This is a genomic window from Ruegeria sp. K3, assembly GCF_056531845.1.
Map to the genome: position 1 here is coordinate 181,372 of NZ_JBQFMM010000003.1, position 25,183 is coordinate 206,554.

The following is a 25,183-nucleotide window of genomic DNA, read 5'->3' on the forward strand; positions in this document are numbered from 1 at the left end:
CATGAATGCGAAGATCAGACTGTATGTAGAGCACCCTTTGGGTCCGGGGCAATCGGTTCCTTTGACGCGTGAGCAGGCGCATTATCTGTTCGGTGTCATGCGCCTGTCGGTTGGGGGGCAGGTCGCGCTGTTCAATAGCAGCGATGGCGAGTGGCAGGCAGAGGTAGCAGCAGCAAGTAAACGAGGCGGAATTCTGTCGTGCGTGGAGCAATCGAAACCTCTGCAATTACCGCCCGATCTGTGGCTTCTCTTTGCACCGATCAAGAAGGCGCGGACCGATTTCATCGTTGAAAAAGCAGCTGAAATGGGGGCCGCGCGGATCATACCGGTGCAGACCGAATTCACCAACTCCGAGCGCATTCGGCAGGATCGCTTGCAGGCCCACGCAATTGAGGCGGCCGAACAATGTGGCGGCACTTTTGTGCCTGAGGTCGCTGACCTCCAGCGATTGGATCGTATCCTGGGCGCGTGGCCCGATGATCGCCAATTGATGTTCTGTGACGAGGCAGAAGCCGGCTCGGCCCTGCGCTTGGCAGAGAATGAGAAAGGCAAGCCGTGGGCGATCCTGATCGGCCCCGAGGGCGGGTTTTCCGAGCCCGAACGCAAACGGTTGGCAGAGCTGCCATTTACCCATGTGGTCAGCCTCGGCCCACGCATCCTGCGCGCCGATACAGCAGCCGTTGCGGCGATGACAATGTGGCAGCAATCGTTGGGAGATTGGACGTGACGTGGCAATTGGCGCAGGAAACGGACCTGTCCAGGATCGACTCGTTTTTGTCCCAACATATCCAAACATCGATGTTCCCTTTGGCCAATCTACGGGATTTTGGCCTGTGCGGTACGCATCCTCGGTCGTTGAATGCATGGACGCTTGGCAGCCCGTTGCGTGCGGTCTTTGCCATAACAAATGAAGGCATGATCCTGCTGCAATGTCCCGACTGTTCGGATACCGAACTTGCCGCAGCGATTGACCTTATTCGAGGCCGGGCCCTGTTCGGCATCGCGGCTGAGGCAACGCAGGCTCGTCGGATAATGCAGTTGGCAGGTTGGGAGGGGCGACCCGCGACCCTGAACAGCGATGAGCCGGGGTTTTCCCTGGCGTTGGATCGACTTCAAATACCGGATTTCAGTGGGGCAGATCTCATGCCGCTTACTGATGTAGACCGTTCGGTCCTTGAAGACTGGCGAGAAAGCTACCTCATCGAAGCCATGGATTTTGATCCTGTGCGCGCACAGACGCAGGCTGGGAAGGACATCAAGACCTATATCGAGCGGGATTCTCATCGAGTTTTGCTGCAGAATGGCCTACCGGTCAGCATGACCGGCTTCAACGCCCGCCTGCCTGATGTGGTGCAGATCGGCGGTGTCTACACGCCACCAGATTTACGAGGGCGGGGCTATGCGCGTTTGGCTGTTGCCTTGCATCTGGTTGAGGCGCGCGACGCGGGAGTTTCCAGAGCTGTCCTCTTTGCGGCTTCCGATGCGGCAGCGCGGGCCTATATATCCATTGGGTTCCAGCCTGCGGGTCAATACTCGCTGATCCTGTTCAAAAACCCGGAGGACGTGGCATGAGTTTCTTTCGACCCGAAGCCAAACTGGCCCTGTGGCGCTGGCGCGAAGTGCTGGTTGCAGGGTTTGTTCTGATCCTCGGCCTCAGCTGGATCAGCGGCCCTGGTGGATTGCTGGCGTGGTTGGGGTGGCTGCTGATCGTCGTCTCGATGGCACTGGCGGTGATCGGAGTGCAACGCGCGCGCTTTCGCAATGGTGCGGGAGGACCGGGTGTGGTGACTATTGATGAAGGCCAGATCACCTATCTTGGCCCGCTCGACGGCGGCATCGTTGCAGCCCGCGAAATCGAGCGGTTGGCGTTGGATCCGACCTCGCAACCTGCGCATTGGGTTTTGGATCAGCCAGGGCAGCCGACCCTTCACATTCCGGTGAACGCCGAAGGGGCCGAGGCACTGTTTGATGTGTTCTCAGCACTTCCGGGGCTTAAAACCGAGCAAATGCTGTCGGAACTCAACGGTCGTGCGGCACATCCGGTGGTGATCTGGGAACGCACGCCGTCACGGCCTGCGCACCTTAGGCTGCATTGACACTGGCGCGGTTTGCGCTCAGGACTGACCGCCAAGACAGACACATCAGGATCGGAGCACGGGTCACATGTCCATCCCCCAGTCCGGCGGCGGACCGATCGAACGCCATGAGCAACTGGCCGAATATCTGGAATCGGGCTGCAAGCCCAAGGAAGATTGGCGCATCGGAACCGAGCATGAGAAGTTCGGCTATTGCAAAGACACTCTGAAACCACTGCCGTTTGAAGGCAAACGGTCGATTGTGGCCGTGCTGGAAGGTCTGCGAGACCGCCATGGCTGGGCTGAAGTGCGTGAAGCTGGACATTTAATCGGGCTTGAGAAGGACGGCGCGAACGTCAGCCTGGAACCAGGCGGTGCGTTGGAACTGTCCGGCGCTCCGCTCGAGACAATTCATGAAACGTGTGATGAGGTGAACACTCACCTGCGTGAAGTGAAGGATATCGCCGATGAGATCGGTGTAGGCTTTATTGGTCTGGGCGCAGCCCCGATCTGGACCCATGAAGAGATGCCGTTGATGCCCAAAGGCCGTTACCGGCTGATGAACGATTATATGGAGAAAGTCGGCACCATGGGCCGCGCCATGATGCGGCGCACCTGCACGGTTCAGGTCAATATCGACTTCGGGTCCGAGGCCGACATGGTGCAGAAGCTGCGCGTCGCGCTGGCCCTTCAGCCGGTCGCGACGGAGCTGTTTGCGAACTCTCCGTTTTTCGAGGGCAAGGTGAACGGCCAGAAAAGCTGGCGCAGTTATATCTGGCGGCATCTGGACGATGCACGGACGGGCATGCTGCCCTTTGTGTTCGAAGAAGGCTTCGGGTTCGAACGCTATGTACAATATGCGCTCGATGTACCGATGTATTTCGTCTATCGCGACGGCCAGTATATCAACGCGCTGGGCATGTCGTTCCGCGACTTCCTGCAGGGCAAACTGCCTGCACTGCCCGGTGAGACGCCGACTCTGTCCGATTGGGCCGATCACCTGACCACGGCATTTCCCGAAGCGCGGATCAAGAAATTCATGGAGATGCGCGGCGCCGATGGTGGCCCATGGCGCAGGCTCTGTGCGCTGCCTGCCTTCTGGGTTGGTCTGACCTATGATCAAACCGCACTGGATGCCGCTTGGGATCTGGTCAAAGGCTGGGATGCCGAGACGCGCGAAGCGCTGCGGGTTGAGGCTGCCAAGGATGGCCTGCAAGCGCAGGTTGGCAACATCAACATGCATGATCTGGCGCGCGAAGTGGTCTCGATCGCAGAGGCCGGACTTGCATCCCGCGCGCGCCCCGGTGCAGGTGGTCTGGTGCAGGACGAGACGCATTTCTTGAACGCGCTCAAGGACAGCATCGATACGGGCAAGGTGCCCGCAGATGAGTTGCTGGATCACTACAATGGCGACTGGAATGGCGATCTGACCCGGATTTATCCCGAATACAGCTATTGATCCCCACCGTCCCGCTTGCATTCGCGGGGCGGGGCCGATAGCAGGTTGGCGACCAAATTCAGAGGGCGTCATGGACGATCTTAAGGCAAAATATCTGGGCCAAATCGCCGAAGCTGGCGACGAAAACGCGCTTGAGGCGATCCGCGTCGCTGCCGTGGGCAAAAAGGGCGAGGTCGCGCTGAAGATGCGCGAGCTGGGCAAGATGACCCCCGAGGAACGTCAGGTCGCAGGCCCCGCGCTGAACGCCCTGAAGGATGAGATCAACTCGGCGCTTTCTGCCAAAAAGGCCGCGCTTGCCGACGCCGCGCTGGATGAGCGTCTGCGCACCGAGTGGCTCGACGTTACACTACCGACCCGCGCGCGCCGTCAGGGCTCGATCCACCCGGTCAGCCAGGCGACCGAGGAGTTGACCGCGATCTTTGCCGAACTGGGTTTCTCGGTGGCCGAAGGGCCGCGGATCGAAACCGACTGGCATAACTTTGACGCCTTGAACATCCCCGGCCACCACCCTGCACGGGCCGAGATGGACACGTTCTACATGCACCGTGCCGAGGGTGATAACCGCCCGCCGCATGTGCTGCGCACACATACCTCGCCGGTCCAGATCCGCTCGATGGAATTGCAGGGCGCGCCGATCCGCGTAATCTGTCCGGGCGGTGTGTATCGCGCCGATTATGACCAGACCCACACGCCGATGTTCCATCAGGTCGAAGGGCTGGCCATCGACAAAGACATCTCGATGGCGAACCTGAAATGGGTTCTGGAAGAGTTCGTGAAGGCGTTCTTCGAGGTCGACGATGTCGAACTGCGCTTCCGCGCCTCGCACTTCCCCTTCACCGAACCGTCGGCCGAGGTCGATATCCGCTGTTCCTGGGACAATGGTCAGCTGAAGATCGGCGAGGGCGACGACTGGATGGAGATTCTGGGCTCGGGCATGGTCCACCCCAAGGTGATCGCGGCCGGTGGGATTGATCCCGAGGTCTATCAGGGCTTTGCGTTCGGCATCGGTATCGACCGTCTGGCGATGCTGAAATATGGCATTCCGGATTTGCGGGCGTTCTTTGATTCCGACCTCCGTTGGCTGCGGCACTATGGGTTTGCGGCATTGGATATGCCGAATTTGCATGGTGGTTTGTCGCGGTAAGTGTATCCGCTGGGCGTATATCTTTCGCGCTACATTGACTGGTGGCATCGCCGTGTGGCGAATGCTCCTTTTCTTTGGTTGATAGGTATCCTCTTAACCACGATATGCATACAGGCTCTAACGGTGAAGTTATTGGAGTCTGCTGTCCTTTGGATTTGGCCTCTATTAGTGGTTATTGCTGTCCCGGGTTTTTGGGCAGCGATGAACACTCTTTCAGAAAGGACAGATCGAAGGAAAGAGGCGGAAGACCGACAAGCGATGGCAAAAAAGTTCATTGATCAATACGCTAAAGAGAAATCAAAATAGCTATTACTCTTTGTGCGAGCGTCTTTTCAGCGCAATTTAGCACAAGCGCTTAGGTATTGCGCGGGGCAAAGGCCGATAGCGCGGCTTTGTGATTTGATCCTTTGTAGGGTGGGGTTTCACCCCACCGTGAGGCGGTTGGTGGGGTGAAACCCCACCCTACACCAATAAGTTACGTGACAGGGCGGCGCATGTCGCTAGGCTCCGGCCTATGATCTATCGACTGCTTTTTCTTCTGCTGACCGCGACCCCGGCCCTTGCGATGGGGCCGTGGAAATCTGACTGCCACGGCGATACCGCCTGTGAGATCGGCGACCGTTCTTACCATGTAATGGAACCTGATGGTTGGGATGGCGAAACGCCTCTGCCGGTGCTGTTGCATTTTCATGGCTGGGCGCGGCAGGGCGATGTGGTGGTGAACCATGAGCGCATCGCCGGGGCGACCAGGCTGCGTGATGTGCTGTTGGTGGCTCCGAATGGGCTGGGCAAAAGTTGGAACTTCTGGACTGCTGATACCGCAGACGTGCCGTTCGCAGATCGCGTGCTTGAGGACGTCGCCAAACGCTATCCCATTGATCCTGAGCGTATCTATGTCTCGGGCTATTCTTATGGCGGCGCAATGGCGTGGCGCTATGTCTGCCAGTCGGGAAACGACATCGCCGCTCTGCTGGCGGTAGCGGGCTCGATCCGTCAGACCGAGGATTGCCCGGAAGCCCCAAGCGAGGTGCGCCATGTGCACGGGCTGGACGATACGGTGATGGATTTCCCCTTTGGGCCGGACGGCGATACGACCTATCCGGTGGCGCTGTGGAAGGCCAAGTTCAACTGCAACGGCGCGACCCCGCGCGGGGATTGGAGCGTGAAGCCCTTCCTGACGCTCAGCCGATTGGAGTGGACCGATTGCGCGCAAGGGCAGGTGACACTGGACACCCATCCCGGCGGGCACTTTATTCCCCACGGCTGGATCGGCTGGCAGCTGGACGAGCTTTTGGGTCGCACCCCTACCTATCCGTGAGCCGCAGCGCTTGCACCTTGGCGCAATCTTTGCCATTGCCTGTGCCGACTGAATGTTTGCCGAAAAAGGCCCGCTGTAATGAAATTCACTCTGTCCTGGCTGAAAGACCACCTCGATACGGATGCGTCGGTTGATGAGATCGCCGAAGCACTGACCGATCTCGGGCTTGAGGTCGAAGAGATCGTCAACCCGGCGGACCGTCTGGCGGGCTTTACGCTGGGCCATGTGAAACATGCCGAGAAGCACCCGGACGCCGATAAGCTGCGCGTTTGCACGGTTGAAACCGACGAGGGCGATCTGCAGATCATTTGCGGCGCGCCCAATGCGCGCGAAGGCATCACCGTGGTGGTTTGTAAACCGGGTATGTATATCCCCGGCCTGGATATCACCATCAGCGTCGGCAAGATCCGTGGCGTCGAGAGCTTTGGCATGATGGCATCCGAGCGCGAGCTTGAGCTATCGGATGAACACGACGGGATTATCGAGCTGCCCTCGGGTGAGGTCGGTGATCGGTTTGTCGATTGGTTGGCTGAGAACGATCCGTCAAAGGTTGATCCGATGATCGAGATCGCGATCACGCCGAACCGCCCGGATGCGCTGGGTGTTGCGGGTATTGCGCGTGATTTGGCCGCGCGCGGGTTGGGCACGCTGAAAGTACGCGATTACACTCCGGTGCCGGGTGATTTCGAAAGCCCGATCAAAGTGTCGATCGACGAGGATACGCTGGACGGCGCGCCGCATTTCACCGGGCGTCTGATCCGTGGCGTAAAGAACGGCCCGAGCCCTCAGTGGCTGCAGGATCAACTGAAAGCGATTGGTCTGCGTCCGATCTCGGCTCTGGTGGATATCACCAATTATATGACCTTCGACCACAACCGTCCGCTGCACGTGTTCGACGCGGACAAGGTGCAGGGCAATTTGCGGGTGCATCGCGCCAAGGGTGGTGAAAAGCTGGTCGCGCTTGATGAAAAAGAATACTCCCTTCAGCCTGGCATGATGGTGATTTCGGACGACAAAGGCCCGGAATCTATCGCGGGTATCATGGGCGGCGAGGAAACCGGTTGTACCGAGGAGACTGTGAACGTCTTCCTTGAAAGCGCGTTCTGGGATCATGTACAGATCGCCCTCACAGGTCGGGCGCTGAAGATAAACTCGGACGCGCGGTATCGATTCGAGCGCGGCGTCGACCCGGAATACACGCGCGAAGGGTTGGAGCATGCGACGCAGATGATCTTGGATATCTGCGGCGGTGAAGCCTCGAATGTGGTCGAGGCGGGCAAAGCGCCGAACCACGCGCGGGCCTACAAACTGGACGCGGCGCGCGTGCAGTCCTTGGTCGGGATGGAGATTCCGGAAAGCGAGCAGCGGCAGACACTGACCCGTTTGGGCTTTCGTCTGGATGGCGAGATGGCGCATGTGCCCAGCTGGCGACCCGATATCATGGGGGAGGCCGATCTGGTGGAAGAGGTTGCGCGGATCGCTTCTCTGACCAAGTTGCAGGGTATTCCGCTGCCGCGTACGACAGCAGGTATCCCCAAACCGGTCATGACACCCACGCAGCGTCGCCAGTCGATGGCGCGCCGGACCTGTGCAGCGCTGGGGTACAATGAATGTGTGTCTTATACCTTCATCGATCAGGCCTCGGCAGCCTTGTTCGGGGGCGGTGACGCAGCAACCATGTTGGAAAACCCGATCTCGTCCGAGATGAGCCATATGCGCCCTGATCTGCTGCCTGGTCTGCTGCAAGCGGCGGCGCGCAATCAGGCGCGGGGTTATGCCGATCTGGCCTTGTTCGAGGTCGGGCCAGTGTTCCACGATGGTGAGCCGGGGGATCAACAGACACAGATTACCGGCCTGTTGGTTGGGCGTAGCGGTCCCAAGGACGTGCATGGTGCTTCCCGTCCCGTTGACCTGTTTGCTGCCAAAGCCGACGCAGAGGCGGTGCTTGCCGCCATTGGTGCGCCTGCCAAGGTTCAGATCCTTCGTGGCGGCGATGCCTGGTGGCACCCGGGTCGGCACGGCAAGATTTGTCTGGGCCCCAAAAAGGTTCTGGGCGTTTTTGGTGAATTGCATCCGCGCGTGTTGCAGGCGTTGGATATCAAGGGTCCGGCAATGGCGTTCACCATCTGGCCGGATCAGGTGCCGATGCCACGTAAATCCGGTGCGACCCGTTCTGCCTTGGAATTGCGCGACCTGCAGGCGGTCGAGCGCGATTTCGCCTTTGTTGTAAATGCGGATATCGAAGCTCTGACGTTGGTCAATGCGGCAGCGGGTGCTGATAAGGCTCTGATCGAGGACGTGCGCGTCTTTGACGAATTCATTGGCGGTAGCGTCGGCGAGGGCAAGAAGTCTCTGGCCATTACCGTAAGGCTCCAGCCGTCGGACGCGACCCTGAAGGAAAAGGATATCGAGGCGGTCAGCACCAAGATTGTCGAAAAAGTGATGAAAGCCACTGGCGGCGTCTTGCGGGGATGAGTTGGTTTTCGCCTCCGGCGGGAGTATTTTTGAAATGATAAAGGGGCCATTGCGCCCCTTTTTCACGGGAGGAGAGAAAAATGCTGAAGGTCTATTTGTCCGGTGAGATTCACACGGATTGGCGCGAGCAGATCATTGCGGGCGCCGATGGGTTGGATGTTGAGTTCAGTAGCCCGGTCACCGATCACGGTGCTTCGGACGATTGCGGTGTCACGATCTTGGGGGCCGAGCCGAACAAGTACTGGCACGATCACAAGGGTGCCATGGTCAACGCGATCCGGACCCGCAAGGGCATATCAGACGCGGATGTTGTGGTTGTACGCTTTGGGGACAAATACAAGCAGTGGAACGCGGCATTTGACGCGGGCTATGCGGCAGCACTGGGCAAGTCGATCATTGTTCTGCACGGGGCTGATCATCAGCACGCGCTGAAAGAAGTAGATGCAGCAGCACTCGCCGTCGCTGAAGAACCCGCGCAAGTTGTTGAGATCTTGCGCTACGTTCTAACAGGCGCGCTGCCTGGGTAACCCGATGGCCCGTGGCGGCGGATTTGGATCCCGCCGCACAGGCCTTGTGTATCAATCCCGTGAGGGGATGTTCAGTCCTCTTTGCACTGCGGGTCGATCCAGGAACCTATCCAGATAGCGCGTAACGTTGCCATAGCTTTCCCAGCCTATGACATCCTTGACGCCGTAATAATCTAAACCGCGCAGCCAGGGCGCGATTGCGATATCCGCGATCGAGAATTCTCCGGCGATCCAATCTTGGCCGTCCAGTTGCCGGTCGAGAACGTTCAGCAGGCGTTTGGCCTCGGACACGTAGCGTTCGCGCGGGCGGGGGTCTTCGATTTCAGCCCCTGCGAATTTGTGGAAATACCCAAGCTGGCCAAACATTGGTCCGATACCGCCCATCTGAAACATAACCCATTGGGTGACCCGGTGCTTGTCGCTTTTGTTCTGACCCAGCAGCTTACCGCTCTTTTCAGCGAGGTACAGAAGGATTGCACCGCTTTCGAACAAAGCCAACGGAGCATCGTCGGGCCCGTTCGGATCAATGATCGCCGGGATCTTGTTGTTCGGGTTCAGAGAAAGAAACTCCGGGCTTTTGACATCTGCATCGGCCAGTGTGACACGATGTGCCTCGTAAGGCAGGCCGGTTTCTTCCAGCATGATCGACGCCTTTACCCCGTTGGGTGTGGGGAAGGAATAAAGCTGAATCCGCTCGGGGAACTGTGGGGACCATTTATTCATGATCGGGAATTGGATTGTGTCCAGCATGATGGGCTCCTTTTATCGCGCCTGTCTCGGTCAATCTGGTAATTTGTGGCGCTTTTGTAAGGTCCAATTCTGTGCGTGATCGGTCAGTCGATGTTTGCTGGGGAACAGCAGGGGGGAAAACTCGGAAATCCCGCACCTAGACCTGCGCGCAAAATTAGCCCAGACTTTTCAGCGATCCCGCGCCAAAAGGCGCGGGTTTGCTGTCGGCGCAAAGGAGAAGCGTGTGGAAGATGTCGTAACACAGGTGGGCGCATTTGGTCCGCTGATCATGAGCGCGATCAAAGCGTTGATCGTTCTGGTATTGGGTTGGATCGTTGCCGGAGCCATTAGCGGTCTGGTGCGGCGGCGGATCAACGCCACGCCACATATCGACCCGACTTTGGGGAATTTCGTTGCGAGCCTCGTGAAATGGGTGCTGCTGGCGATTGTCTTTGTCGCCGTTCTGGGCATTTTCGGAATCGAGGCGACCAGCATCGTGGCCATACTGGGTGCCGCATCCCTGGCCATCGGTTTGGCGCTGCAGGGAACACTCAGCGATCTGGCCGCGGGCGTGATGCTGGTGGTGTTCCGGCCCTATAAGCTGGGCCAATATGTCGATATTGGTGGCACAGCGGGTACTGTGAAAGACCTGAACCTGTTCACGACCGAGCTGGTGACGCCGGACAACGTGCAGATCATCGTGCCAAACGGTCAGGCTTGGGGTTCGGTGATCACCAACTATTCCGCCCATGACACCCGCCGGGTCGATCTGGTGTTTGGCATCGACTACGGCGATAGCGCGGATGAGGCTATGAACATCATCCTGGATGTGGCCAAAGCTGACGATCGTATCATGGCTGATCCTGAGCCCTGGGTGCGGGTGACAAATCTTGGGGATAGTTCGGTTGATCTGACCGCGCGCCTGTGGTGCGCAGCGGCTGACTATTGGGATGTGAAGTTTGAACTTACCAAAGCGATCAAAGAAGCGTTTGACGCCAAAGGCGTATCCATCCCGTATCCGCATTCTGTGGAGATTCACAAAGAGGCGTAAGCCTCCCGCCCGTCGATCGGGCATTGAAATGCCCTCCTCTGGTTGGGCCGGGCACCGCGCTAAGGCGCGGTGCTTTTTTGTGCGACCCTTGGTCCAGAAAACAACAGCGCCGCGCTATTGGCGCGGCGCTGGGCCCAAGTCTGTAAAGCGTCCTTTGAAAAAGGACGCTTTCAGAGGCGGGAGCGCTCTTAGTTCAACAGAGTTGTTGGATCGACAGAGTCGATGTTGAGGGCGGTGCCCACCGCTTCGTAAGTCAGCTTGCCGGCGTGGACGTTCAAACCTGCCAGCAGGTGTGCGTCGTCCTTACAGGCCTGCTTCCAGCCCTTGCTTGCCAGCGATAACAGGAACGGCATGGTTGCGTTGCCCAGTGCGATGGTCGAAGTCCGGGCAACCGCACCGGGCATGTTGGCGACGCAGTAGTGCATGATGCCGTCAACTTCGTAAACCGGATTGGCGTGGGTGGTGGCTTTCGAGGTTTCAAAACAGCCGCCCTGATCGATCGCAACGTCTACCAGAGCCGCGCCGGGCTTCATGGTCGACAGCTGTTCGCGCGAGATCAGTTTGGGAGCAGCTGCGCCCGGGATCAGGACCGCACCGATGACCAGGTCGGCATCCTGGATCAGCTCGGCTGTCGCACCAGCGGTTGAATACTGGTTCTTGAAGGTTCCGCCGAACACATCGTCCAGATAGCGGAGACGCGGCAGCGAACGGTCCAGTACGGTCACATCCGCACCCATGCCTGCGGCAATCTTCGCTGCGTGGGTGCCTACGACGCCTCCGCCGATGACGATCACTTTGGCAGGGCCTACACCCGGTACACCACCCATCAGAACGCCGCGGCCACCGTTGGCCTTCTGCAGAGACCAGGATCCAACTTGCGGAGCCAAGCGACCGGCAACCTCGGACATCGGCGCCAGCAGCGGCAGGCCGCCATTGGAGTCAGTCACGGTCTCATAGGCAATCGCGGTGCAGCCGGATTCCAGCAGATCGTGAGTCTGGTCTGGATCGGGTGCCAGGTGCAGATAGGTGAACAGCAACTGACCTTCGCGCAGCATTTTACGCTCGACCGCCTGAGGCTCCTTGACCTTGACGATCATATCAGCCGTGGCGAACACTTCTTCTGCAGTGTCGACGATGCGGGCACCTGCCGCTACATAAGCATCGTTATCAAAGCCCGAGCCCATCCCGGCACCGGTTTCGATGATGACTTCGTGACCGCGGGCCACAGCTTCGCCAGCAGCGTTCGGGGTCATCCCGACGCGGAATTCCTGAGGTTTGATTTCCTTGGGGCAGCCGATTTTCATGTGAGACTCCATTCATAAACTGCCTAAATTATGGGCATAAATTGGCGCAATTTTTGTGAAACCCCACTTGCTAAACACACAATCTGCGGGAAAATATTCAGCATATAGACAACTTGACGCAATGGATGTGCGCAAATGACGATTGACGCAACAGATAGGAAGATTCTGGCTGCCCTGCAGCGCAAAGGGCGGATGTCAAATTCGGAATTGTCCGAACAGGTGAATCTATCCCCTTCGGCCTGCCACCGGCGCGTGCAGCGACTTGAGGCTGAGGGTTATATCAAGGACTACGTCGCCCTGTTGGACGCACGGAAGTTGAACGTTCCAACCACCGTGTTTGTCGAGATCACGTTGCAGGGTCAGGCGGAAGAAGTGCTGGAGGCGTTTGAAAAAGCCGTAGCACGGATTCCGGATGTGCTGGAATGCCATTTGATGGCGGGCACGGCGGACTACATTCTGAAGGTCGTCGCAGAAAATACCGAGGATTTTGCTCGCATTCATCGGCAATACCTGTCTCGCTTGCCTGGGGTGGCGCAGATGCAAAGCTCATTTGCTTTGCGCACGGTGTTCAAAACCACGGCTTTGCCTGTCTGAAACCAACTATTGGGGGTTAGCCTTGCGTCAATTCTGCCGCTTGTATCTGTCGTGCGGTCGGGCCAAAATCCATGTTTCCGACCTTATGTACGACCTCGGCACTTTGCGCTGACACTCCGTGGTTACACTGGCCGTGTACGGTCCGAACCCGATGAACGATAAGGAGCAGACCTTGGCTTACGAAAACAACAGCACGCCGAAAGATTGGCTGGAAGCTGAACTGGAAGACACGCTGGACGAAGATTTCGAGATCGAATTCAGCGAACCCATGCTTTCGATGGAAGTGCGCAAGATTTACAAGGACCAGCATCCTGACATGCTGGATCGCAAGGTCTATTTTCGCAACCTTTTGCGGCTGCAGGCTGAACTTATCAAAGTTCAGGATTGGGTGGTCCATACAGGGGCCAAGGTCTGTATTCTATTTGAAGGGCGCGACAGCGCCGGTAAAGGGGGCGTGATCAAGCGGATCACGCAGCGTTTGAACCCTCGTGTAGCGCGTGTGGTCGCCTTGCCTGCACCCAGCCGACGCGAACAAAGCCAGTGGTATTTTCAGCGCTACGTGCCCCATTTGCCTGCGGCCGGTGAGATCGTGTTCTTCGATCGGTCCTGGTACAACCGCGCTGGTGTTGAACGCGTGATGGGATTTGCCAACGAGGATCAGGTCGAACAGTTCTTTCAGGACGTTCCTGAATTCGAACGGATGCTGGTGCGGTCGGGGATTATCCTGCTGAAATACTGGTTCTCGATTACAGACGAAGAACAGCAATTGCGATTCCTGATGCGTATTCACGATCCGATGAAGCAGTGGAAACTGTCACCGATGGATCTGGAATCCCGCATCCGGTGGGAGGCATACACCAAGGCCAAAGAGGATATGTTCTTTCGCACCAACATATCCGAGGCGCCTTGGTATATTGTTGAAGGCAACGACAAGAAACGCGAACGGCTCAATTGTATCGAGCACCTGCTGACCAAGATCCCCTATGAGGATGTGCCGCAGGAAAAGGTCAATCTGCCGGATCGGCGCTATAACCCCGAATACGAACGGCGCATTTTGCCGGATGAGCTACACGTGCCTAAGATATATTGATTTGGCAGGAAAGTGGTGCGGGAAAAGGATCCCCGCACCTGAACGGTTTGATTAACCCCAATCAAATCCGCAGTTCGTTTCGAAAACAAACACGCCGCACATGTCGTCATTCATGTCTTCGACTGTGGCTTCAACGGTTTCGATCATGTCGTCAGCGAAGTCGGTGTCGAACACCAGATCGAAATCATCCATCTCCGGGGTCGTGTCAGCCTGCTGCACCGGAGACCATTCGAACTGGTCAAATTGGGCTTGCAGCGCATTAACAAACGCTTCGATCCCGGCAAGGAAGGCCTGAACGTCAAAGCAGTCCGCGCCCGGTGCACCATTGTCAACGACAACTTCAGGTGTTTCTGGCTCGGGTTCTTCGACCTCGGTGACGTCGGTCTCCGGAGTTTCGGGTTCCTCGACCTCGACGACGTCAGTATCCGGCACATCGGATTCCGGGTCTTCAACTTCAGTCACATCGGTATCAGGCGTTTCCGGCTCTTCAGTTTCGGTCACGTCTGTTTCCGGAGTCTCCTCAACCGGGTCCTCGGTCTCGGTAACGTCAGTTTCTGGCGTTTCGTCTGCCGGTTGCTCGGTTTCCGTCACATCGGTGTCGGGTGTTTCGTCCGATGGTTCTTCGGTGACGTCTTCCTCCGGGGTCTCCTCTGCCGGTTCTTCGGCATCGGGAACTTCCGCTACCGGTGTTTCGTCAACTGGTTCCTCAGTCTCGGTCACATCGGTTTCCGGCACTTCTGGTTCGGTCGGGGTGGTAACCTCTTCCTCCTCTGGCTCCACAACTTCTTCAACCGGAGGCGTCACTGGCGGGGTGGTGCCGCCGTTATCAAGATCGACATCGCCCTGAGTCGCCGCAAAGTTCTGCGTCACCATGACAGCGTCGTACCCCTGCATGTCGCCTTCTTCGATCCCGATGCCGATATATTTGAAATCGGGGTTCAGAATGTTGGCGCGGTGGCCGGGGCTATTCATCAGGTTCTGGTGCAACTGGGCGATATCATCGCTGATACCGGGTGCGCCACGCTCGGATTGCCAGGCGATGTTTTCTCCGGTGCGCCAGCTCCCGGACAGGTCGAACCCTGCGGCTTGCATCCGTTGGGTCGCGGATGAACCACCCTGACCGGTGTGGCTGAACCGGTCGGTATCCAACATCCAGCTGCTGTGGTCCTCGGAAGATTCGTTCAGGTTGCGTTCAAGTTCCAGGGGATCAAGACCGCGGGATGTGCGCTCTTGGTTGATCAGCGCGAGCATTTCGCGCTCGACCGTACTTGCTGTCGACATCAGTGCCTCCGTTTTTGGTTATGTCTGAGTGGACGGCCTCACTTACAGACGATCAAAGAACGCTGAATAGGGCGGGTACGGCGATGGGCGTTTTTCGGCGGCAGAATGCAACCGAACGGCGATTCGCTGCGCTGTAAAATGCCGACTGCGGCGATTGCATCAAAATCGGCAGGTTGCCGCGAGGGTAAAGCCGGGAATTGGCGGGATCATCCGCCCTAAAAACGACAAACCCCCGGGCAGGGCCTCAGGGGTCGTCAAATAGTGTCATCCAAAGCTGGACGAGTCGCAGGAAGCTCTTAGAGCAAACCTTCGCGCTGTGCTTTCTTGCGTGCCAGTTTACGGGCACGGCGGATCGCTTCAGCTTTCTCGCGCGCTTTTTTCTCGGACGGTTTCTCGAAATGTTGCTTCAGCTTCATTTCACGGAACACGCCTTCGCGCTGCAGCTTTTTCTTCAGGGCACGAAGCGCCTGATCGACGTTATTGTCGCGAACACTAACCTGCATGTGGTTGTCACCACCTTTCTAGATAGAGTTGCAAGGAAATTGCAGGAAGTGGCCGTATAGCAAAGCACGCCTAACTTGTCTAGTACTGGACCCGCAGCCTCGGAGACCCGACATGACAGCAACCTATGAAGACACCAAAGAGCAGCTTCTCGATGCGATTCTGAACCATGTGCCGTTCGACGGCTGGTCGGAAACCAGCTTTCGTGCGGCCATCAGCGATTGCGATCTGGAGCCCGCGCTGGCCCGAGCGATCTGTCCGCGTGGTGCCGTCGATCTGGCACTGGCCTTTCATGCGCGCGGGGATGCCGCGATGTTGGAGCGGTTGAAATCCGAAGACCTGAGCGGGCTGAAATTCCGTGAAAAGATCGCCGCTGCCGTCCGTTTCCGCCTGCAGGCGGTCGAAGACAAAGAAGCAGTGCGCCGAGGTATGACTTTGTTCGCGTTGCCGATCCATGCCGCGGATGGGGCCAAGGCGGTCTGGGGCACCTGTGACCAGATCTGGATAGCGCTTGGCGATACTTCGGACGACGTGAACTGGTACACCAAACGTGCCACTCTGTCGGGCGTCTATTCTTCGACACTGTTGTATTGGCTGGGTGATGACAGCCCGGATTATCAGGCGACATGGGAATTCCTGGATCGGCGGATCGAGGGCGTAATGCAGTTTGAAAAGTTCAAGGCGCAGGTGAATGGCAACCCGCTGCTGAAACCGTTTCTGGCCGTCCCCAACTGGCTTGCGGGTCAGGTGAAGGCTCCGACGAAGTTGTCCAACAACCTGCCCGGTTCGCTGTCATCGGGAAAATAGTCGCAGCGTTTCCACTTGCCGCTGGGCCTCTGCGTTTTCGCCTGCTAGGCATTGGGCAAAGGAGATATGCCCATGACCCAGACAATGCGCGCTGTCGAGATCACCGAAGCTGGTGGCCCGGACGTTCTGCAACTGACGGAACGCCCGATGCCGGAACCGGCAGAGGGTCAAGTGGTTCTGAAAGTCGCGTACGCCGGGGTGAACCGTCCTGATGCGCTGCAGCGGGCGGGGGCGTATGATCCACCTCCCGGTGCAAGCGATTTGCCGGGGCTAGAGGCCTCGGGCGAGGTCGTCGCCATCGGCTCGGGTGTCGAAGGTCTGGTTGTTGGCGATCAGGTTTGCGCCCTGTTGCCCGGCGGCGGTTATGCTGAATATGTCGCAACGCCCGCCGCCCATTGCCTGCCTGTGCCTGCGGGTATGGGTTTGAAAGAAGCTGCCTGCCTGCCCGAAACCTTCTTTACTGTTTGGTCCAATGTCTTCACCCGTGGCGGCTTGAAGCCGGGGGAGCGGTTTCTGGTCCATGGCGGTTCCAGCGGGATCGGCACGACGGCCATTCAGCTGGCCAATGCGTTTGGCGCCCGCGTCTTTGCAACCGCCGGGTCGGCTGAGAAATGTGAGGCTTGTATCAAGCTAGGTGCCGAAAAGGCGATCAACTATCGCGACGAAGATTTCGTGGCTGCGATGCGCGCCGAGGGCGGGGCGAACCTGATCCTGGACATGGTCGGTGGTGATTATATCCCGCGCAACATCAAGGCTTTGGCGGAAGACGGGCGGCTGGTTCAGATCGCTTTCCTGCAAGGTCCGGTAGTCGAACTGAATTTTGCGCTGATGATGGTGAAACGCCTCACCCTGACTGGCAGCACCTTGCGCCCACAAAGCGATTTGGCCAAGGCGCGCATCGCGCAAGACTTGCGTGAAGCCGTGTGGCCATTGCTTGAGGCCGGGAAGGTCGCACCGGTGATGGATTCAGAATTCGATCTTTCTGATGCCGCCGTTGCACATGCGCGGATGGAAGCATCGGGCCACATTGGCAAGATCGTTCTGAAGGTCTCTGGTTAAGCTGCTGCCATGTAGTCAGGCGACCGCCCGGCGATACAGGTGCCATGTGGCGTGGCCTAGAACGGGCATGACGACGATCAGCCCCAGCAACATCGGGATCGCGCCCAGTACCAACATCGCGGCCACGATGGCCCCCCAGGTTAAGATCACACCCGGGTTCTGACGCAAGACCCGGACCGAGGTTACGACGGCCACGGGAACGCCCACTTTGCGATCCAGCAACAGCGGAAAGCTGACCACGCTTAGCGCCAATGCGACCAGTGCAAACAGGAAACCGGTGGCGGTGCCGATGATGATCATGCTCCAGCCTGCTCCGGTGGTGAACACTTCTGTCACGAATGCCATGGCCGAGGCCGGAGGTTCTGGCCCTAGGGTTTGCGCGTAGATGCCTTGCGCGACCATCAGCCAGATCATCAATAGCATGACCAGATAGAAGCCCAATGCCAGTATGGCTCCGAAGGAAGGCGAACGGAATACGCCGAACGCGTCCAGCCAATGAACGTCTCCGCCCTGTTCCCTCTTGCGACTGATCTCATAAAGCCCGACGGCGGCGACCGGCCCGATCAGGGCAAAACCCATGACAAGCGGGGCCAGCAGGGGCACCATGTCTTTGTTGAGCCCAATACCGAACATCAGCAGACCTGCGATTGGATAGATCAGAACGACAAAGATCGCATCGGCCCGGGTTTCGAGAAAATCGTTATATCCAGCTTTCAGGCATTCGCGCAGATCCTGCAGGGTCAGCGTATGCACCGTCGGCAGAGCCTGAACATCCGCGCTGCCGATCTCGGTCACGGATTCAGTGACATGATCGCTGGTTGCCCGCAGATTTCGGGCGACCCAGGTGATTGGGTTACCGATTGTCTTGTCCATGTTCATCCCCTTTTCTGGCGTGGGTGCGCCGCGGGATGCATCCGGCGTGGCAATTCGCGTGACCGGATCAGCCGGCAACGTCTGCCCAATTACAACGTCTCGTTGCATTATAGCACATATTGCGAAATTTTGCCTGATCACCCTTGCAGAGCCGGAAGGATTGCTCTGCCGCACAGGCGTGTTAGCTTTGTTTCCACAGGCAAGGGAGGCATTCATGCAGCAGACAGCACGCACAGTCGTCATACACGAATCCGGCGGCCCCGAGGTTCTTCGGATTGAGGATCGCCCGCTTGGCGATCCCGGCCCGGGTGAGGTGCGCATTCGCCATCATGCCTGCGGATTGAATTTCATCGATGTGTACCAGCGTACCGGCCTTTATCCGCTGGAGTTGCCTCATGCGTTGGGAATGGAAGCGGCCGGAGTCGTTGAGGCGGTAGGCGAAGGCGTTACGCATCTTGCCCCCGGCCAACGCGCGGCCTATGCCGCAGGCCCATCGGGAGCATATTCCGAAGCGCGCGTGATGCCTGCAGCACAGGTTTGTCCGCTGCCCGAGAGTATCTCGTTCCGCACCGCAGCGGCCATGATGCTAAAGGGCATGACGGTCGAATACTTGTTTCACCGAACAACGCCGCTGAGGCGCGGAGATACCGTGTTGTTCCACGCGGCTGCCGGAGGTGTGGGACTGATCGCCTGCCAATGGGCGAAATCCGAAGGCATCAAACTGATCGGGACAGCGGGAACGGATGAGAAATGCAGCCTGGCGCAATTCAATGGCGCGTCACATTGCATCAACTACCGGACCGAGAATTTTGTCGAGCGTGTCGCCGAGATCACCGGAGGCAAAGGGGTTGATGTGGTGATGGACTCCATTGGTGCGGACACGTTTGAGGGATCGCTAGATTGCCTGAAACCCTTGGGCATGATGATCTCATTCGGAAACGCTTCGGGGCCAGTGCCGCCTGTCGATCTGGGAATGCTTGCGCAGCGGGGATCTCTGAAGGTGACGCGGCCAACCTTGTTCACGCATATCTCGGATCACGCCACCTGTCAGGCGATGGCGCGACGCTTGTTTGGCAAAGTGGACGGGCGCGAGATCAAGATCCATGTCGATCAGGAGTTTCCGTTGGATCAAGTTGCTGATGCGCATCGTGCTTTGGAAGCACGACAAACCACCGGCAGCACAGTCTTGGTGCCCTAGCGGCACGGGCCCGGCGCAAATAGCCGGGCCCTACTTTCTCATCAAAACCGATATGCTACACGCAGTTGAACTGTAGTTGCGTCAACATCGACGCCCGATGAGTTGAAGTCGTCGAACTCATGATACAGAATCTCGCCTCCAACGCTGATATTGGGGGCTACGATCTGCTCATAGCCTGCGCCGATGAACCAGCCATCGTCACTGCCCAGATTATCGGTATCCGCATCGGCATAACCGGCGGTGCCATAAAGCAGGCCCTGCGGGTTCACCTTGTAGCCCGCGCGCGCTTTGAGCCGCCAGACATTCTCGACCGTGGCAGCGCCGGAAAGGTCTACGTCGCTCCAGTCATAGTCGAAGCCACCTCCGACGACCCAATCGCCCAGATCGTAATCATATCCAAGGATGATACCGCCGATCGCACCATCGCCGTCGACGCCTGATACGTTTGTGTCGATGTCCGCATAACCAAACTGCGCACCGCCGTAGAATCCAGTCCAGTTGCCTGAGGATTGCGCCATGGCGGATCCCGCAGCCAATACGGCGACCGAGGTGATCAGTGCCAATCTTCCTGTCATCGTCTCATTCCTTTCGCTCGAAACCTGCTGCCAATCAAATCTAATGGCAGCGTTATGATTGAATCTACGTTCCGGCCCTTAGGCCGGATCAGTGATGTTTTGACTGTCCCGAACAACTTTATTCTGGCCGGTGCCCCGGCGTGGGCCCACTCAGGTTGGGCTCTTTTCTCATATGCTAGATAGGGTGAAACATGATGCCTTCAAACGAAGATCGGCGGCAGATACGATCTGCCGCCGATGCACAAAGGTCTTGTCAGCGAATTATTGCTGTAGTTCAGCCGGGTCTTTGTCGGCGATGTCTTCCCAGTTCGCGCTGGCTTTCTCAACAAAGCCCGGAATGTCGCCTTCCCAACGCTCCTGAATGTCTTGTGACAGGTTCAGATACAGCTTGTTGTCGACGATTTTCCAGTAGTTCGGGTCACCATCGAACTTGAAGCCCATTGCGGTGCCAAATGCGCAGTAGCCGCCGTAGGCAGGCAGATAGGCCTCTGGGTTCGCCTCAAAAGCGGCTTTGTTCTCTTCTGTTGCAAAACGGTACAGGGCGTCGTTGTGCAGCGTGGTGATTTTGTAATCACCCTTGGTTGCTTCGCCAACGGTGAAATAGGCGACCGGGTCATAGCCCTGCATTGCCAATCCGGTCGAGCTTGCGTTGATTTCGACGCCAGCCGCCATTGCTGAGCTTGCGATCGCAACAGACAGCGCGACTCCGCTGATGATGGATTTGAACGTGTTCATGACTTCACCTTTCGTGAATAGGCTCGCTGAAGAGCACTGTAATTTTGCCCGGGCGAACCGGATTTGATTGTCGCGACGCCTGTAATTGGCCGTCACAAAATCCCAGTTGGGGAATGGCCCGATCACGTTCAAAGCAATCAATTGTGATTGTGCAATCACAAAGACCGGTTGTTCATTCCTGCACGTTAGGCACCAGCGCCAGGACAAAATCGACCACCTTTTCCGCAGGCATTTCGCAGAGGCGAAGCAATGCGCCGCTTTTCTGTGTGAGATAAAGGTTCAGGCTGATGTAATCCGGCCCGCACAATTGGTGAGCCACCAGTTTGTGAGATTTCCCGCAGGCCATGATTTGATGTGAAACCACATATCTATGTGGGCCAGCCGTTCCGGTGAACGTGCCGACAGGCAGATCATGGAACGCTTTCAGCAACGCGCTGGGCGCGGTCACGATTTACCGATTCTCGGCTCTGTCCCTGCCTTGATCCGCGCAAGGTTGGCGCTGTGCCGCCAGTAAAGCAGTAGGGTCAGAGCAATTCCAAGAATGAAAGTACTGCCATCTGTCAGCACCATGATCCAAGTGGTGGATAGGGCGGCGGCGGCCAGCGCACCAACGGACGAAATACGCCAGATCAGCGCCGCGACCAGCCATGTCAAACAGCAGGCGACACCCACGCGCCAGTCAAGTGCCAGCCAAAGGCCCAGAAAGGTCGCAACGCCTTTGCCGCCTTTGAAACCCAACCAGACCGGAAAGCAATGCCCGAGGAACGCGGCCAATGCGGCGATCTGCGCGGCATCTTCACCAGCCAAAGCGCGTGCCAGCAGAACAGCAACGGCACCCTTGGCTGCATCAAACAGCAATGTCAGCGCTGCCGCTGCCTTATTGCCGGTTCGCAGGACGTTGGTTGCGCCGATATTGCCCGACCCGATTTGCCGCAGATTTCCCAGACCCATCACGCGCGCGACGATCATGCCAAAGGGTATGGACCCAAGCAGGTATCCCAACGCGGCCCACAGTATGAGCTGAATCATTGTGCTGTCGATCAGGGGCATCAGGCTCTCCGGTACACTTCTTGTCCAGCGACAAAGGTTGCGGTGACCTTACCCTGCATCCGCTGACCGTCAAACGGTGTGTTCTGCGATTTCGATTTCAGCGTAAATCGGTCCAGAACAAAGGGAACATCCGGGTCGAACTGCACCAGATCGGCAGGCGCGCCTAGGGCCAGGCGACCGCTCTCCAACCCCAGCCGTTTGGCCGGATTGAGGGCCATGGCGCGGAACAGGGTCGGCAAGTCCAGCTGTTCGGAATGATATAGCCGAAGCGCAGCAGGCAGCAGTGTTTCCAGCGCCACCGCGCCCGAGGCTGCCTCTTCAAACGGCAGTCGCTTGCTTTCCTCATCCTGCGGCGTGTGCATGGAGCTGATCGTATCGATCAGACCGGTTCGCACCGCTTCGATCACGGCTTGCCGGTCATTTTCGGATCGCAGTGGAGGCTTAATCTTGAAGAAGGTGCGATAATCGGACACGTCCAATTCGTTCAACGTCAGATGGTGGATCGAGGTGCCTGCTGTGATGTCCAGCCCGTTGCGCTTGGCGCGCTCCAGTGCAGGCAGGGCGCGGGCCGTGGTGATCTGATCGGCGTGATAGGCGGCCCCGGTCATTTCAAGCAGGGCGATGTCGCGGTCCAACCCCATACGCTCGGCCATAGGCGATACGGCAGGCAAGCCTCGCAGTGCGGCGAATTTGCCGCTGGTAGCCGCGGCACCGCTGCTCAGGCCCGGCTCCTGCGGGTGGGCAATCACAAGAGCGCTGCAGGATTTGGCGTAGGTCAGCGCGCGTGAGAAGACCTTGGTATTGGTCACGACATGATCGCAATCGGTAAACGCCACGGCCCCTGCGTCTTGCAGGAACCCGATCTCGGTCATCTCACGCCCTTCGCGTTCTTTGGTCAGGGCGGCCATTGGCAAAACGTTGACCGGAGCGTCCGCTTGCGCGCGGCGGGTGGCGAACTCCAGCGTCTCGGGTGTGTCGACGGCAGGCAGAGTATCGGGACGGGTGACGATGGTTGTCACACCCCCTGCAGCCGCAGCCAGACCTGCGGATTTATAGCTTTCTTTGTGCCGCTCACCGGGCTCACAGACCTTGACGCCAATGTCGACAATGCCGGGGGCGAGGCACTGCCCACCGCAATCGACCACCTGCGTGTCAGCGTCTGGGGCCGTGCCTTCACCAAGCGCTGCGATCCGACCATCGGCAATCTGCAGCCAGCCGATGCTATCTGTGCCAGCTTCGGGGTCGATCAGGCGAGCGTTAGTAAAAATCAGATTGCTCATGCCATGGCCCTTTCGATTGCAGCTTTGGTGGCGGCGGGGTCCGCCTGATATTTGATCAGGTGCTTGTCGCCGCCTTTTGTGAAGATCTGGACAAAGCTGCCAATGGTATTGACCGCCTGAATTTGGTTCAGCGCCACCTTGCGCGGACCAGGACCAGTGAGAGTGGTGCCCGTCATTTCCCACTTGGCGACCAGTTCTTCCGAAGCCAAATACCAAGCGCGGATGGTGATGGCGGCCAACCCTGCGGGTGCGCCGGTCCAGACGTAAGGATTGCCGATCAACCATAGCACGACCATTGCGGCCGCCATTGCAAAGGCGGCGAGCCATGCGTTGGTGCGGACATAAGCGCCCTTGTCTGAGGAGAAGGTCACAGGATCAGCCACAAGGCACCTCCGACGGCGATCAGAATCAGCAAGGCAATGACGGCTGAACCGATGCGGCTTGGTTTATTATCCACTGGCGGGCTTTGCGCGGCCGAGAACGGTTTTGCGCTTTCGGTCTCAATCGTGCCGCCGGACCAGTTGGTAGCCTCTTCGGTGAACAGGCCAATCAGATGCAGGCGGGGATCGAGGGAAAGGGTTGCAGATCGACCACCCAGCGCCGCACTGCGCAGGACCATCACCCAGCCTTCGATGGCCTCCAATTTCGTGCGGTCCAACTGGTCTTCCGAGACACCGCAGCCTTCGCTGAGATAGCCATAAAGCCCGAGATCTTCGAGGTCGGATACCGGAAAAATGTCGATCTGTTCTGGATCCAGCCCCTCGACACCCAACACCTGATCAACAGCCCCCGGTTCGCGCAGGAATTTCGCTTCTTCCGGGCGCATGTCCAGCGAGAACAGGCGGATCACACCGCGCTCATGGGGGGCGATGATCAGATCGTTCATGCGGCTTCTCGCACGTTGCGCGCCAGCAGGTCCATGGCGGCCATGCGGACGGCAACGCCCATCTCGACCTGTTCCTGAATGACGGATCGGTTGATGTCATCGGCCAGAGTGCCGTCGATCTCGACCCCGCGGTTCATTGGACCGGGGTGCATCACGATGGCGTCTGGCTTGGCCAGCGCCAGCTTTTCAGCGTTCAGACCGTAGCGGTGATAATATTCGCGTTCCGAGGGGATAAAGCCGCCGTCCATCCGTTCCTTCTGAAGGCGCAGCATCATCACAACGTCGACGTCTTTCAGACCCTCATTTATATCATCATAGATCTCGGCCCCGAATTCCGCGAATTGCGACGGCACCAGCGTCGGCGGGCCGATCAGACGGATGCGGTTTTCCATCTTGCCCAGCAGGATCAGGTTCGAACGCGCCACGCGCGAATGCGCCACGTCTCCGCAAATCGCGATGTTCAGCCGGTGTAGGCGGCCTTTGGCACGGCGGATGGTCAGCGCGTCCAGCAGCGCTTGCGTCGGGTGTTCGTGCCGCCCGTCACCTGCGTTCAAAACGGCGCAGTTTACCTTCTGCGCCAGCAGGTCGACCGCGCCAGAATGAGGATGCCGTACCACCAGCAGATCGGGATGCATCGCGTTCAGCGTCATAGCCGTATCAATCAGAGTCTCGCCCTTTTTGATCGAACTGGCCTGCATCGCCATGTTCATCACATCAGCCCCCAACCGCTTGCCCGCCAGTTCAAAACTGGCCTGCGTGCGGGTCGAGTTTTCAAAGAACATGTTGATTTGAGTCAGGCCCGACAGCACGTCCGAATGCTTAGCCGATTGCCGGTTCAGATCGACATAGGTTTCGGCCAGATCAAGGATAGCGGTGATATCGGATTGCGACAGATGCTCGATGCCAAGAAGGTGACGATGGGCGAAACGCATGGGCGGGCTCCTGTCTGACAATCGGACCGCTTATAGGAAGCCATGCAGGCCAAGGCAACCTAAGGTTCCGACCCTTCGGGCAGTTTCTCGCATCCACCTTCGGGCAGGCATTGTTCCCCTGGTTTGCACCACTTGCCATAGCCACAATCAATGGCCTTGATCGGAACACAGCCCTGATAAGCCGAGCATTTAAATCCGGGTCGGCATTGCGAACCGGTTTCTTCACACAGAAACCAGCCG

27 protein-coding genes are annotated in these 25,183 nt (G+C 58.1%); 14 read left to right on the top strand and 13 right to left on the bottom strand.

Annotated features, from left to right (window positions below):
• Nucleotide 1 precedes the first annotated feature (1 nt).
• The 8 genes from ACR0MP_RS07425 to ACR0MP_RS07460 all read left to right on the top strand — a co-directional run bounded on the left by ACR0MP_RS07425 (nucleotide 2) and on the right by ACR0MP_RS07460 (nucleotide 8,998).
• Complete coding sequence (locus tag ACR0MP_RS07425) at nucleotides 2–727, top strand: 16S rRNA (uracil(1498)-N(3))-methyltransferase (RefSeq protein ID WP_480886269.1); 726 nt, start codon at nucleotides 2–4, stop codon at nucleotides 725–727.
• On the top strand, nucleotides 724–1,572 hold the full coding sequence (locus ACR0MP_RS07430) for a GNAT family N-acetyltransferase (protein WP_170597230.1): 849 nt from the start codon (nucleotides 724–726) through the stop codon (nucleotides 1,570–1,572). Before ACR0MP_RS07425 ends, ACR0MP_RS07430 begins: the two co-directional genes overlap by 4 nt.
• A complete protein-coding gene (locus ACR0MP_RS07435) occupies nucleotides 1,569–2,096 on the top strand; it encodes a hypothetical protein (protein WP_170408404.1) in 528 nt (175 codons plus the stop codon). The genes ACR0MP_RS07430 and ACR0MP_RS07435 overlap by 4 nt, the downstream gene beginning before the upstream one ends.
• Nucleotides 2,097–2,163: 67 nt before the next feature.
• A complete protein-coding gene (locus ACR0MP_RS07440) occupies nucleotides 2,164–3,534 on the top strand; it encodes a glutamate--cysteine ligase (protein WP_480886272.1) in 1,371 nt (456 codons plus the stop codon).
• Between the two features lie 70 nt (nucleotides 3,535–3,604).
• A complete protein-coding gene (gene pheS, locus ACR0MP_RS07445; protein WP_010443591.1) occupies nucleotides 3,605–4,678 on the top strand; it encodes a phenylalanine--tRNA ligase subunit alpha in 1,074 nt (357 codons plus the stop codon).
• 514 nt (nucleotides 4,679–5,192) lie between these two features.
• Complete coding sequence (locus tag ACR0MP_RS07450; RefSeq protein WP_170408402.1) at nucleotides 5,193–5,996, top strand: prolyl oligopeptidase family serine peptidase; 804 nt, start codon at nucleotides 5,193–5,195, stop codon at nucleotides 5,994–5,996.
• Nucleotides 5,997–6,074: 78 nt separating this feature from the next.
• A complete protein-coding gene (gene pheT / locus ACR0MP_RS07455) occupies nucleotides 6,075–8,471 on the top strand; it encodes a phenylalanine--tRNA ligase subunit beta (RefSeq protein WP_480886274.1) in 2,397 nt (798 codons plus the stop codon).
• An 80-nt stretch (nucleotides 8,472–8,551) separates the two neighbouring features.
• Nucleotides 8,552–8,998 (top strand): YtoQ family protein, encoded by a 447-nt coding sequence (locus ACR0MP_RS07460; RefSeq protein ID WP_170423625.1) that lies wholly within the window; start codon nucleotides 8,552–8,554, stop codon nucleotides 8,996–8,998.
• 51 nt (nucleotides 8,999–9,049) lie between these two features.
• On the opposite strand, the gene ACR0MP_RS07465 is transcribed toward ACR0MP_RS07460, so the two are convergent.
• A complete protein-coding gene (locus ACR0MP_RS07465) occupies nucleotides 9,050–9,748 on the bottom strand; it encodes a glutathione S-transferase N-terminal domain-containing protein (protein ID WP_170408399.1) in 699 nt (232 codons plus the stop codon).
• A gap of 223 nt (nucleotides 9,749–9,971) precedes the next feature.
• Here ACR0MP_RS07465 and ACR0MP_RS07470 point away from each other — a divergent pair, with 223 nt between their 5' ends.
• Nucleotides 9,972–10,778, top strand: a complete 807-nt coding sequence (locus tag ACR0MP_RS07470) for a mechanosensitive ion channel family protein (protein WP_170423629.1) — start codon at nucleotides 9,972–9,974, stop codon at nucleotides 10,776–10,778.
• A gap of 188 nt (nucleotides 10,779–10,966) precedes the next feature.
• Here ACR0MP_RS07470 and ald read toward each other — a convergent pair whose 3' ends face one another.
• Nucleotides 10,967–12,082 carry an alanine dehydrogenase gene (ald, locus tag ACR0MP_RS07475; RefSeq protein WP_480886276.1) on the bottom strand — a complete coding sequence of 372 codons (1,116 nt, stop codon included), beginning with the start codon at nucleotides 12,080–12,082 and terminating at the stop codon, nucleotides 10,967–10,969.
• Between the two features lie 135 nt (nucleotides 12,083–12,217).
• Here ald and ACR0MP_RS07480 point away from each other — a divergent pair, with 135 nt between their 5' ends.
• On the top strand, nucleotides 12,218–12,676 hold the full coding sequence (locus ACR0MP_RS07480) for an Lrp/AsnC family transcriptional regulator (RefSeq protein WP_170408396.1): 459 nt from the start codon (nucleotides 12,218–12,220) through the stop codon (nucleotides 12,674–12,676).
• 151 nt (nucleotides 12,677–12,827) lie between these two features.
• Complete coding sequence (gene ppk2, locus ACR0MP_RS07485) at nucleotides 12,828–13,766, top strand: polyphosphate kinase 2 (RefSeq protein WP_170395648.1); 939 nt, start codon at nucleotides 12,828–12,830, stop codon at nucleotides 13,764–13,766.
• Nucleotides 13,767–13,817: 51 nt separating this feature from the next.
• Here the strand turns inward: ppk2 and ACR0MP_RS07490 are convergent, their stop codons facing one another.
• Together ACR0MP_RS07490 and rpsU are read right to left on the bottom strand one after the other, a co-directional pair.
• Nucleotides 13,818–15,047 carry a CAP domain-containing protein gene (locus tag ACR0MP_RS07490; protein WP_170736732.1) on the bottom strand — a complete coding sequence of 410 codons (1,230 nt, stop codon included), beginning with the start codon at nucleotides 15,045–15,047 and terminating at the stop codon, nucleotides 13,818–13,820.
• A gap of 296 nt (nucleotides 15,048–15,343) precedes the next feature.
• On the bottom strand, nucleotides 15,344–15,550 hold the full coding sequence (gene rpsU / locus ACR0MP_RS07495) for a 30S ribosomal protein S21 (protein WP_005614280.1): 207 nt from the start codon (nucleotides 15,548–15,550) through the stop codon (nucleotides 15,344–15,346).
• 112 nt (nucleotides 15,551–15,662) lie between these two features.
• Here rpsU and ACR0MP_RS07500 point away from each other — a divergent pair, with 112 nt between their 5' ends.
• Both ACR0MP_RS07500 and ACR0MP_RS07505 read left to right on the top strand, forming a co-directional pair.
• On the top strand, nucleotides 15,663–16,355 hold the full coding sequence (locus tag ACR0MP_RS07500) for a COQ9 family protein (protein ID WP_170408394.1): 693 nt from the start codon (nucleotides 15,663–15,665) through the stop codon (nucleotides 16,353–16,355).
• A gap of 72 nt (nucleotides 16,356–16,427) precedes the next feature.
• A complete protein-coding gene (locus ACR0MP_RS07505) occupies nucleotides 16,428–17,414 on the top strand; it encodes an NAD(P)H-quinone oxidoreductase (RefSeq protein ID WP_170408393.1) in 987 nt (328 codons plus the stop codon).
• Between the two features lie 15 nt (nucleotides 17,415–17,429).
• Here the strand turns inward: ACR0MP_RS07505 and ACR0MP_RS07510 are convergent, their stop codons facing one another.
• Nucleotides 17,430–18,287, bottom strand: coding sequence for a DUF2189 domain-containing protein (locus tag ACR0MP_RS07510; RefSeq protein ID WP_170408392.1), 858 nt, complete (start codon nucleotides 18,285–18,287; stop codon nucleotides 17,430–17,432).
• Between the two features lie 214 nt (nucleotides 18,288–18,501).
• Here ACR0MP_RS07510 and ACR0MP_RS07515 point away from each other — a divergent pair, with 214 nt between their 5' ends.
• On the top strand, nucleotides 18,502–19,485 hold the full coding sequence (locus ACR0MP_RS07515; RefSeq protein WP_480886279.1) for a quinone oxidoreductase family protein: 984 nt from the start codon (nucleotides 18,502–18,504) through the stop codon (nucleotides 19,483–19,485).
• Nucleotides 19,486–19,526: 41 nt separating this feature from the next.
• Here ACR0MP_RS07515 and ACR0MP_RS07520 read toward each other — a convergent pair whose 3' ends face one another.
• From ACR0MP_RS07520 to ACR0MP_RS07555, 8 genes are all read right to left on the bottom strand, one after another.
• Nucleotides 19,527–20,060, bottom strand: coding sequence for a porin family protein (locus ACR0MP_RS07520; protein ID WP_170395659.1), 534 nt, complete (start codon nucleotides 20,058–20,060; stop codon nucleotides 19,527–19,529).
• Between the two features lie 261 nt (nucleotides 20,061–20,321).
• Nucleotides 20,322–20,795, bottom strand: a complete 474-nt coding sequence (locus ACR0MP_RS07525; RefSeq protein WP_480761800.1) for a YHS domain-containing (seleno)protein — start codon at nucleotides 20,793–20,795, stop codon at nucleotides 20,322–20,324.
• A gap of 172 nt (nucleotides 20,796–20,967) precedes the next feature.
• Nucleotides 20,968–21,243, bottom strand: coding sequence for a hypothetical protein (locus tag ACR0MP_RS07530; RefSeq protein ID WP_480886281.1), 276 nt, complete (start codon nucleotides 21,241–21,243; stop codon nucleotides 20,968–20,970).
• Nucleotides 21,240–21,845 carry a glycerol-3-phosphate 1-O-acyltransferase PlsY gene (gene plsY / locus ACR0MP_RS07535; protein WP_480761797.1) on the bottom strand — a complete coding sequence of 202 codons (606 nt, stop codon included), beginning with the start codon at nucleotides 21,843–21,845 and terminating at the stop codon, nucleotides 21,240–21,242. The genes ACR0MP_RS07530 and plsY overlap by 4 nt, the downstream gene beginning before the upstream one ends.
• A complete protein-coding gene (gene pyrC / locus ACR0MP_RS07540) occupies nucleotides 21,845–23,125 on the bottom strand; it encodes a dihydroorotase (RefSeq protein WP_480886283.1) in 1,281 nt (426 codons plus the stop codon). The genes plsY and pyrC overlap by 1 nt, the downstream gene beginning before the upstream one ends.
• Nucleotides 23,122–23,508 (bottom strand): hypothetical protein, encoded by a 387-nt coding sequence (locus ACR0MP_RS07545; protein ID WP_170408386.1) that lies wholly within the window; start codon nucleotides 23,506–23,508, stop codon nucleotides 23,122–23,124. The genes pyrC and ACR0MP_RS07545 overlap by 4 nt, the downstream gene beginning before the upstream one ends.
• A complete protein-coding gene (locus ACR0MP_RS07550) occupies nucleotides 23,493–24,011 on the bottom strand; it encodes a hypothetical protein (protein WP_170408385.1) in 519 nt (172 codons plus the stop codon). Before ACR0MP_RS07550 ends, ACR0MP_RS07545 begins: the two co-directional genes overlap by 16 nt.
• Nucleotides 24,008–24,943 carry an aspartate carbamoyltransferase catalytic subunit gene (locus tag ACR0MP_RS07555; protein ID WP_170408384.1) on the bottom strand — a complete coding sequence of 312 codons (936 nt, stop codon included), beginning with the start codon at nucleotides 24,941–24,943 and terminating at the stop codon, nucleotides 24,008–24,010. Before ACR0MP_RS07555 ends, ACR0MP_RS07550 begins: the two co-directional genes overlap by 4 nt.
• Nucleotides 24,944–25,183 lie beyond the last annotated feature (240 nt).

Coding starts and splice junctions, on each gene's coding strand:
- ACR0MP_RS07425 (WP_480886269.1), top strand. CDS start 2: ATGAATGCGAAGATCAGACTGTATGTAGAGCACCCTTTGGGTCCGGGG.
- ACR0MP_RS07435 (WP_170408404.1), top strand. CDS start 1,569: ATGAGTTTCTTTCGACCCGAAGCCAAACTGGCCCTGTGGCGCTGGCGC.
- ACR0MP_RS07440 (WP_480886272.1), top strand. CDS start 2,164: ATGTCCATCCCCCAGTCCGGCGGCGGACCGATCGAACGCCATGAGCAA.
- pheS (WP_010443591.1), top strand. CDS start 3,605: ATGGACGATCTTAAGGCAAAATATCTGGGCCAAATCGCCGAAGCTGGC.
- ACR0MP_RS07450 (WP_170408402.1), top strand. CDS start 5,193: ATGATCTATCGACTGCTTTTTCTTCTGCTGACCGCGACCCCGGCCCTT.
- pheT (WP_480886274.1), top strand. CDS start 6,075: ATGAAATTCACTCTGTCCTGGCTGAAAGACCACCTCGATACGGATGCG.
- ACR0MP_RS07460 (WP_170423625.1), top strand. CDS start 8,552: ATGCTGAAGGTCTATTTGTCCGGTGAGATTCACACGGATTGGCGCGAG.
- ACR0MP_RS07465 (WP_170408399.1), bottom strand. CDS start 9,748: ATGCTGGACACAATCCAATTCCCGATCATGAATAAATGGTCCCCACAG.
- ald (WP_480886276.1), bottom strand. CDS start 12,082: ATGAAAATCGGCTGCCCCAAGGAAATCAAACCTCAGGAATTCCGCGTC.
- ACR0MP_RS07480 (WP_170408396.1), top strand. CDS start 12,218: ATGACGATTGACGCAACAGATAGGAAGATTCTGGCTGCCCTGCAGCGC.
- ppk2 (WP_170395648.1), top strand. CDS start 12,828: ATGAACGATAAGGAGCAGACCTTGGCTTACGAAAACAACAGCACGCCG.
- ACR0MP_RS07490 (WP_170736732.1), bottom strand. CDS start 15,047: ATGTCGACAGCAAGTACGGTCGAGCGCGAAATGCTCGCGCTGATCAAC.
- rpsU (WP_005614280.1), bottom strand. CDS start 15,550: ATGCAGGTTAGTGTTCGCGACAATAACGTCGATCAGGCGCTTCGTGCC.
- ACR0MP_RS07500 (WP_170408394.1), top strand. CDS start 15,663: ATGACAGCAACCTATGAAGACACCAAAGAGCAGCTTCTCGATGCGATT.
- ACR0MP_RS07505 (WP_170408393.1), top strand. CDS start 16,428: ATGACCCAGACAATGCGCGCTGTCGAGATCACCGAAGCTGGTGGCCCG.
- ACR0MP_RS07510 (WP_170408392.1), bottom strand. CDS start 18,287: ATGGACAAGACAATCGGTAACCCAATCACCTGGGTCGCCCGAAATCTG.
- ACR0MP_RS07515 (WP_480886279.1), top strand. CDS start 18,502: ATGCAGCAGACAGCACGCACAGTCGTCATACACGAATCCGGCGGCCCC.
- ACR0MP_RS07520 (WP_170395659.1), bottom strand. CDS start 20,060: ATGACAGGAAGATTGGCACTGATCACCTCGGTCGCCGTATTGGCTGCG.
- ACR0MP_RS07525 (WP_480761800.1), bottom strand. CDS start 20,795: ATGAACACGTTCAAATCCATCATCAGCGGAGTCGCGCTGTCTGTTGCG.
- plsY (WP_480761797.1), bottom strand. CDS start 21,845: ATGCCCCTGATCGACAGCACAATGATTCAGCTCATACTGTGGGCCGCG.
- pyrC (WP_480886283.1), bottom strand. CDS start 23,125: ATGAGCAATCTGATTTTTACTAACGCTCGCCTGATCGACCCCGAAGCT.
- ACR0MP_RS07550 (WP_170408385.1), bottom strand. CDS start 24,011: ATGAACGATCTGATCATCGCCCCCCATGAGCGCGGTGTGATCCGCCTG.
- ACR0MP_RS07555 (WP_170408384.1), bottom strand. CDS start 24,943: ATGCGTTTCGCCCATCGTCACCTTCTTGGCATCGAGCATCTGTCGCAA.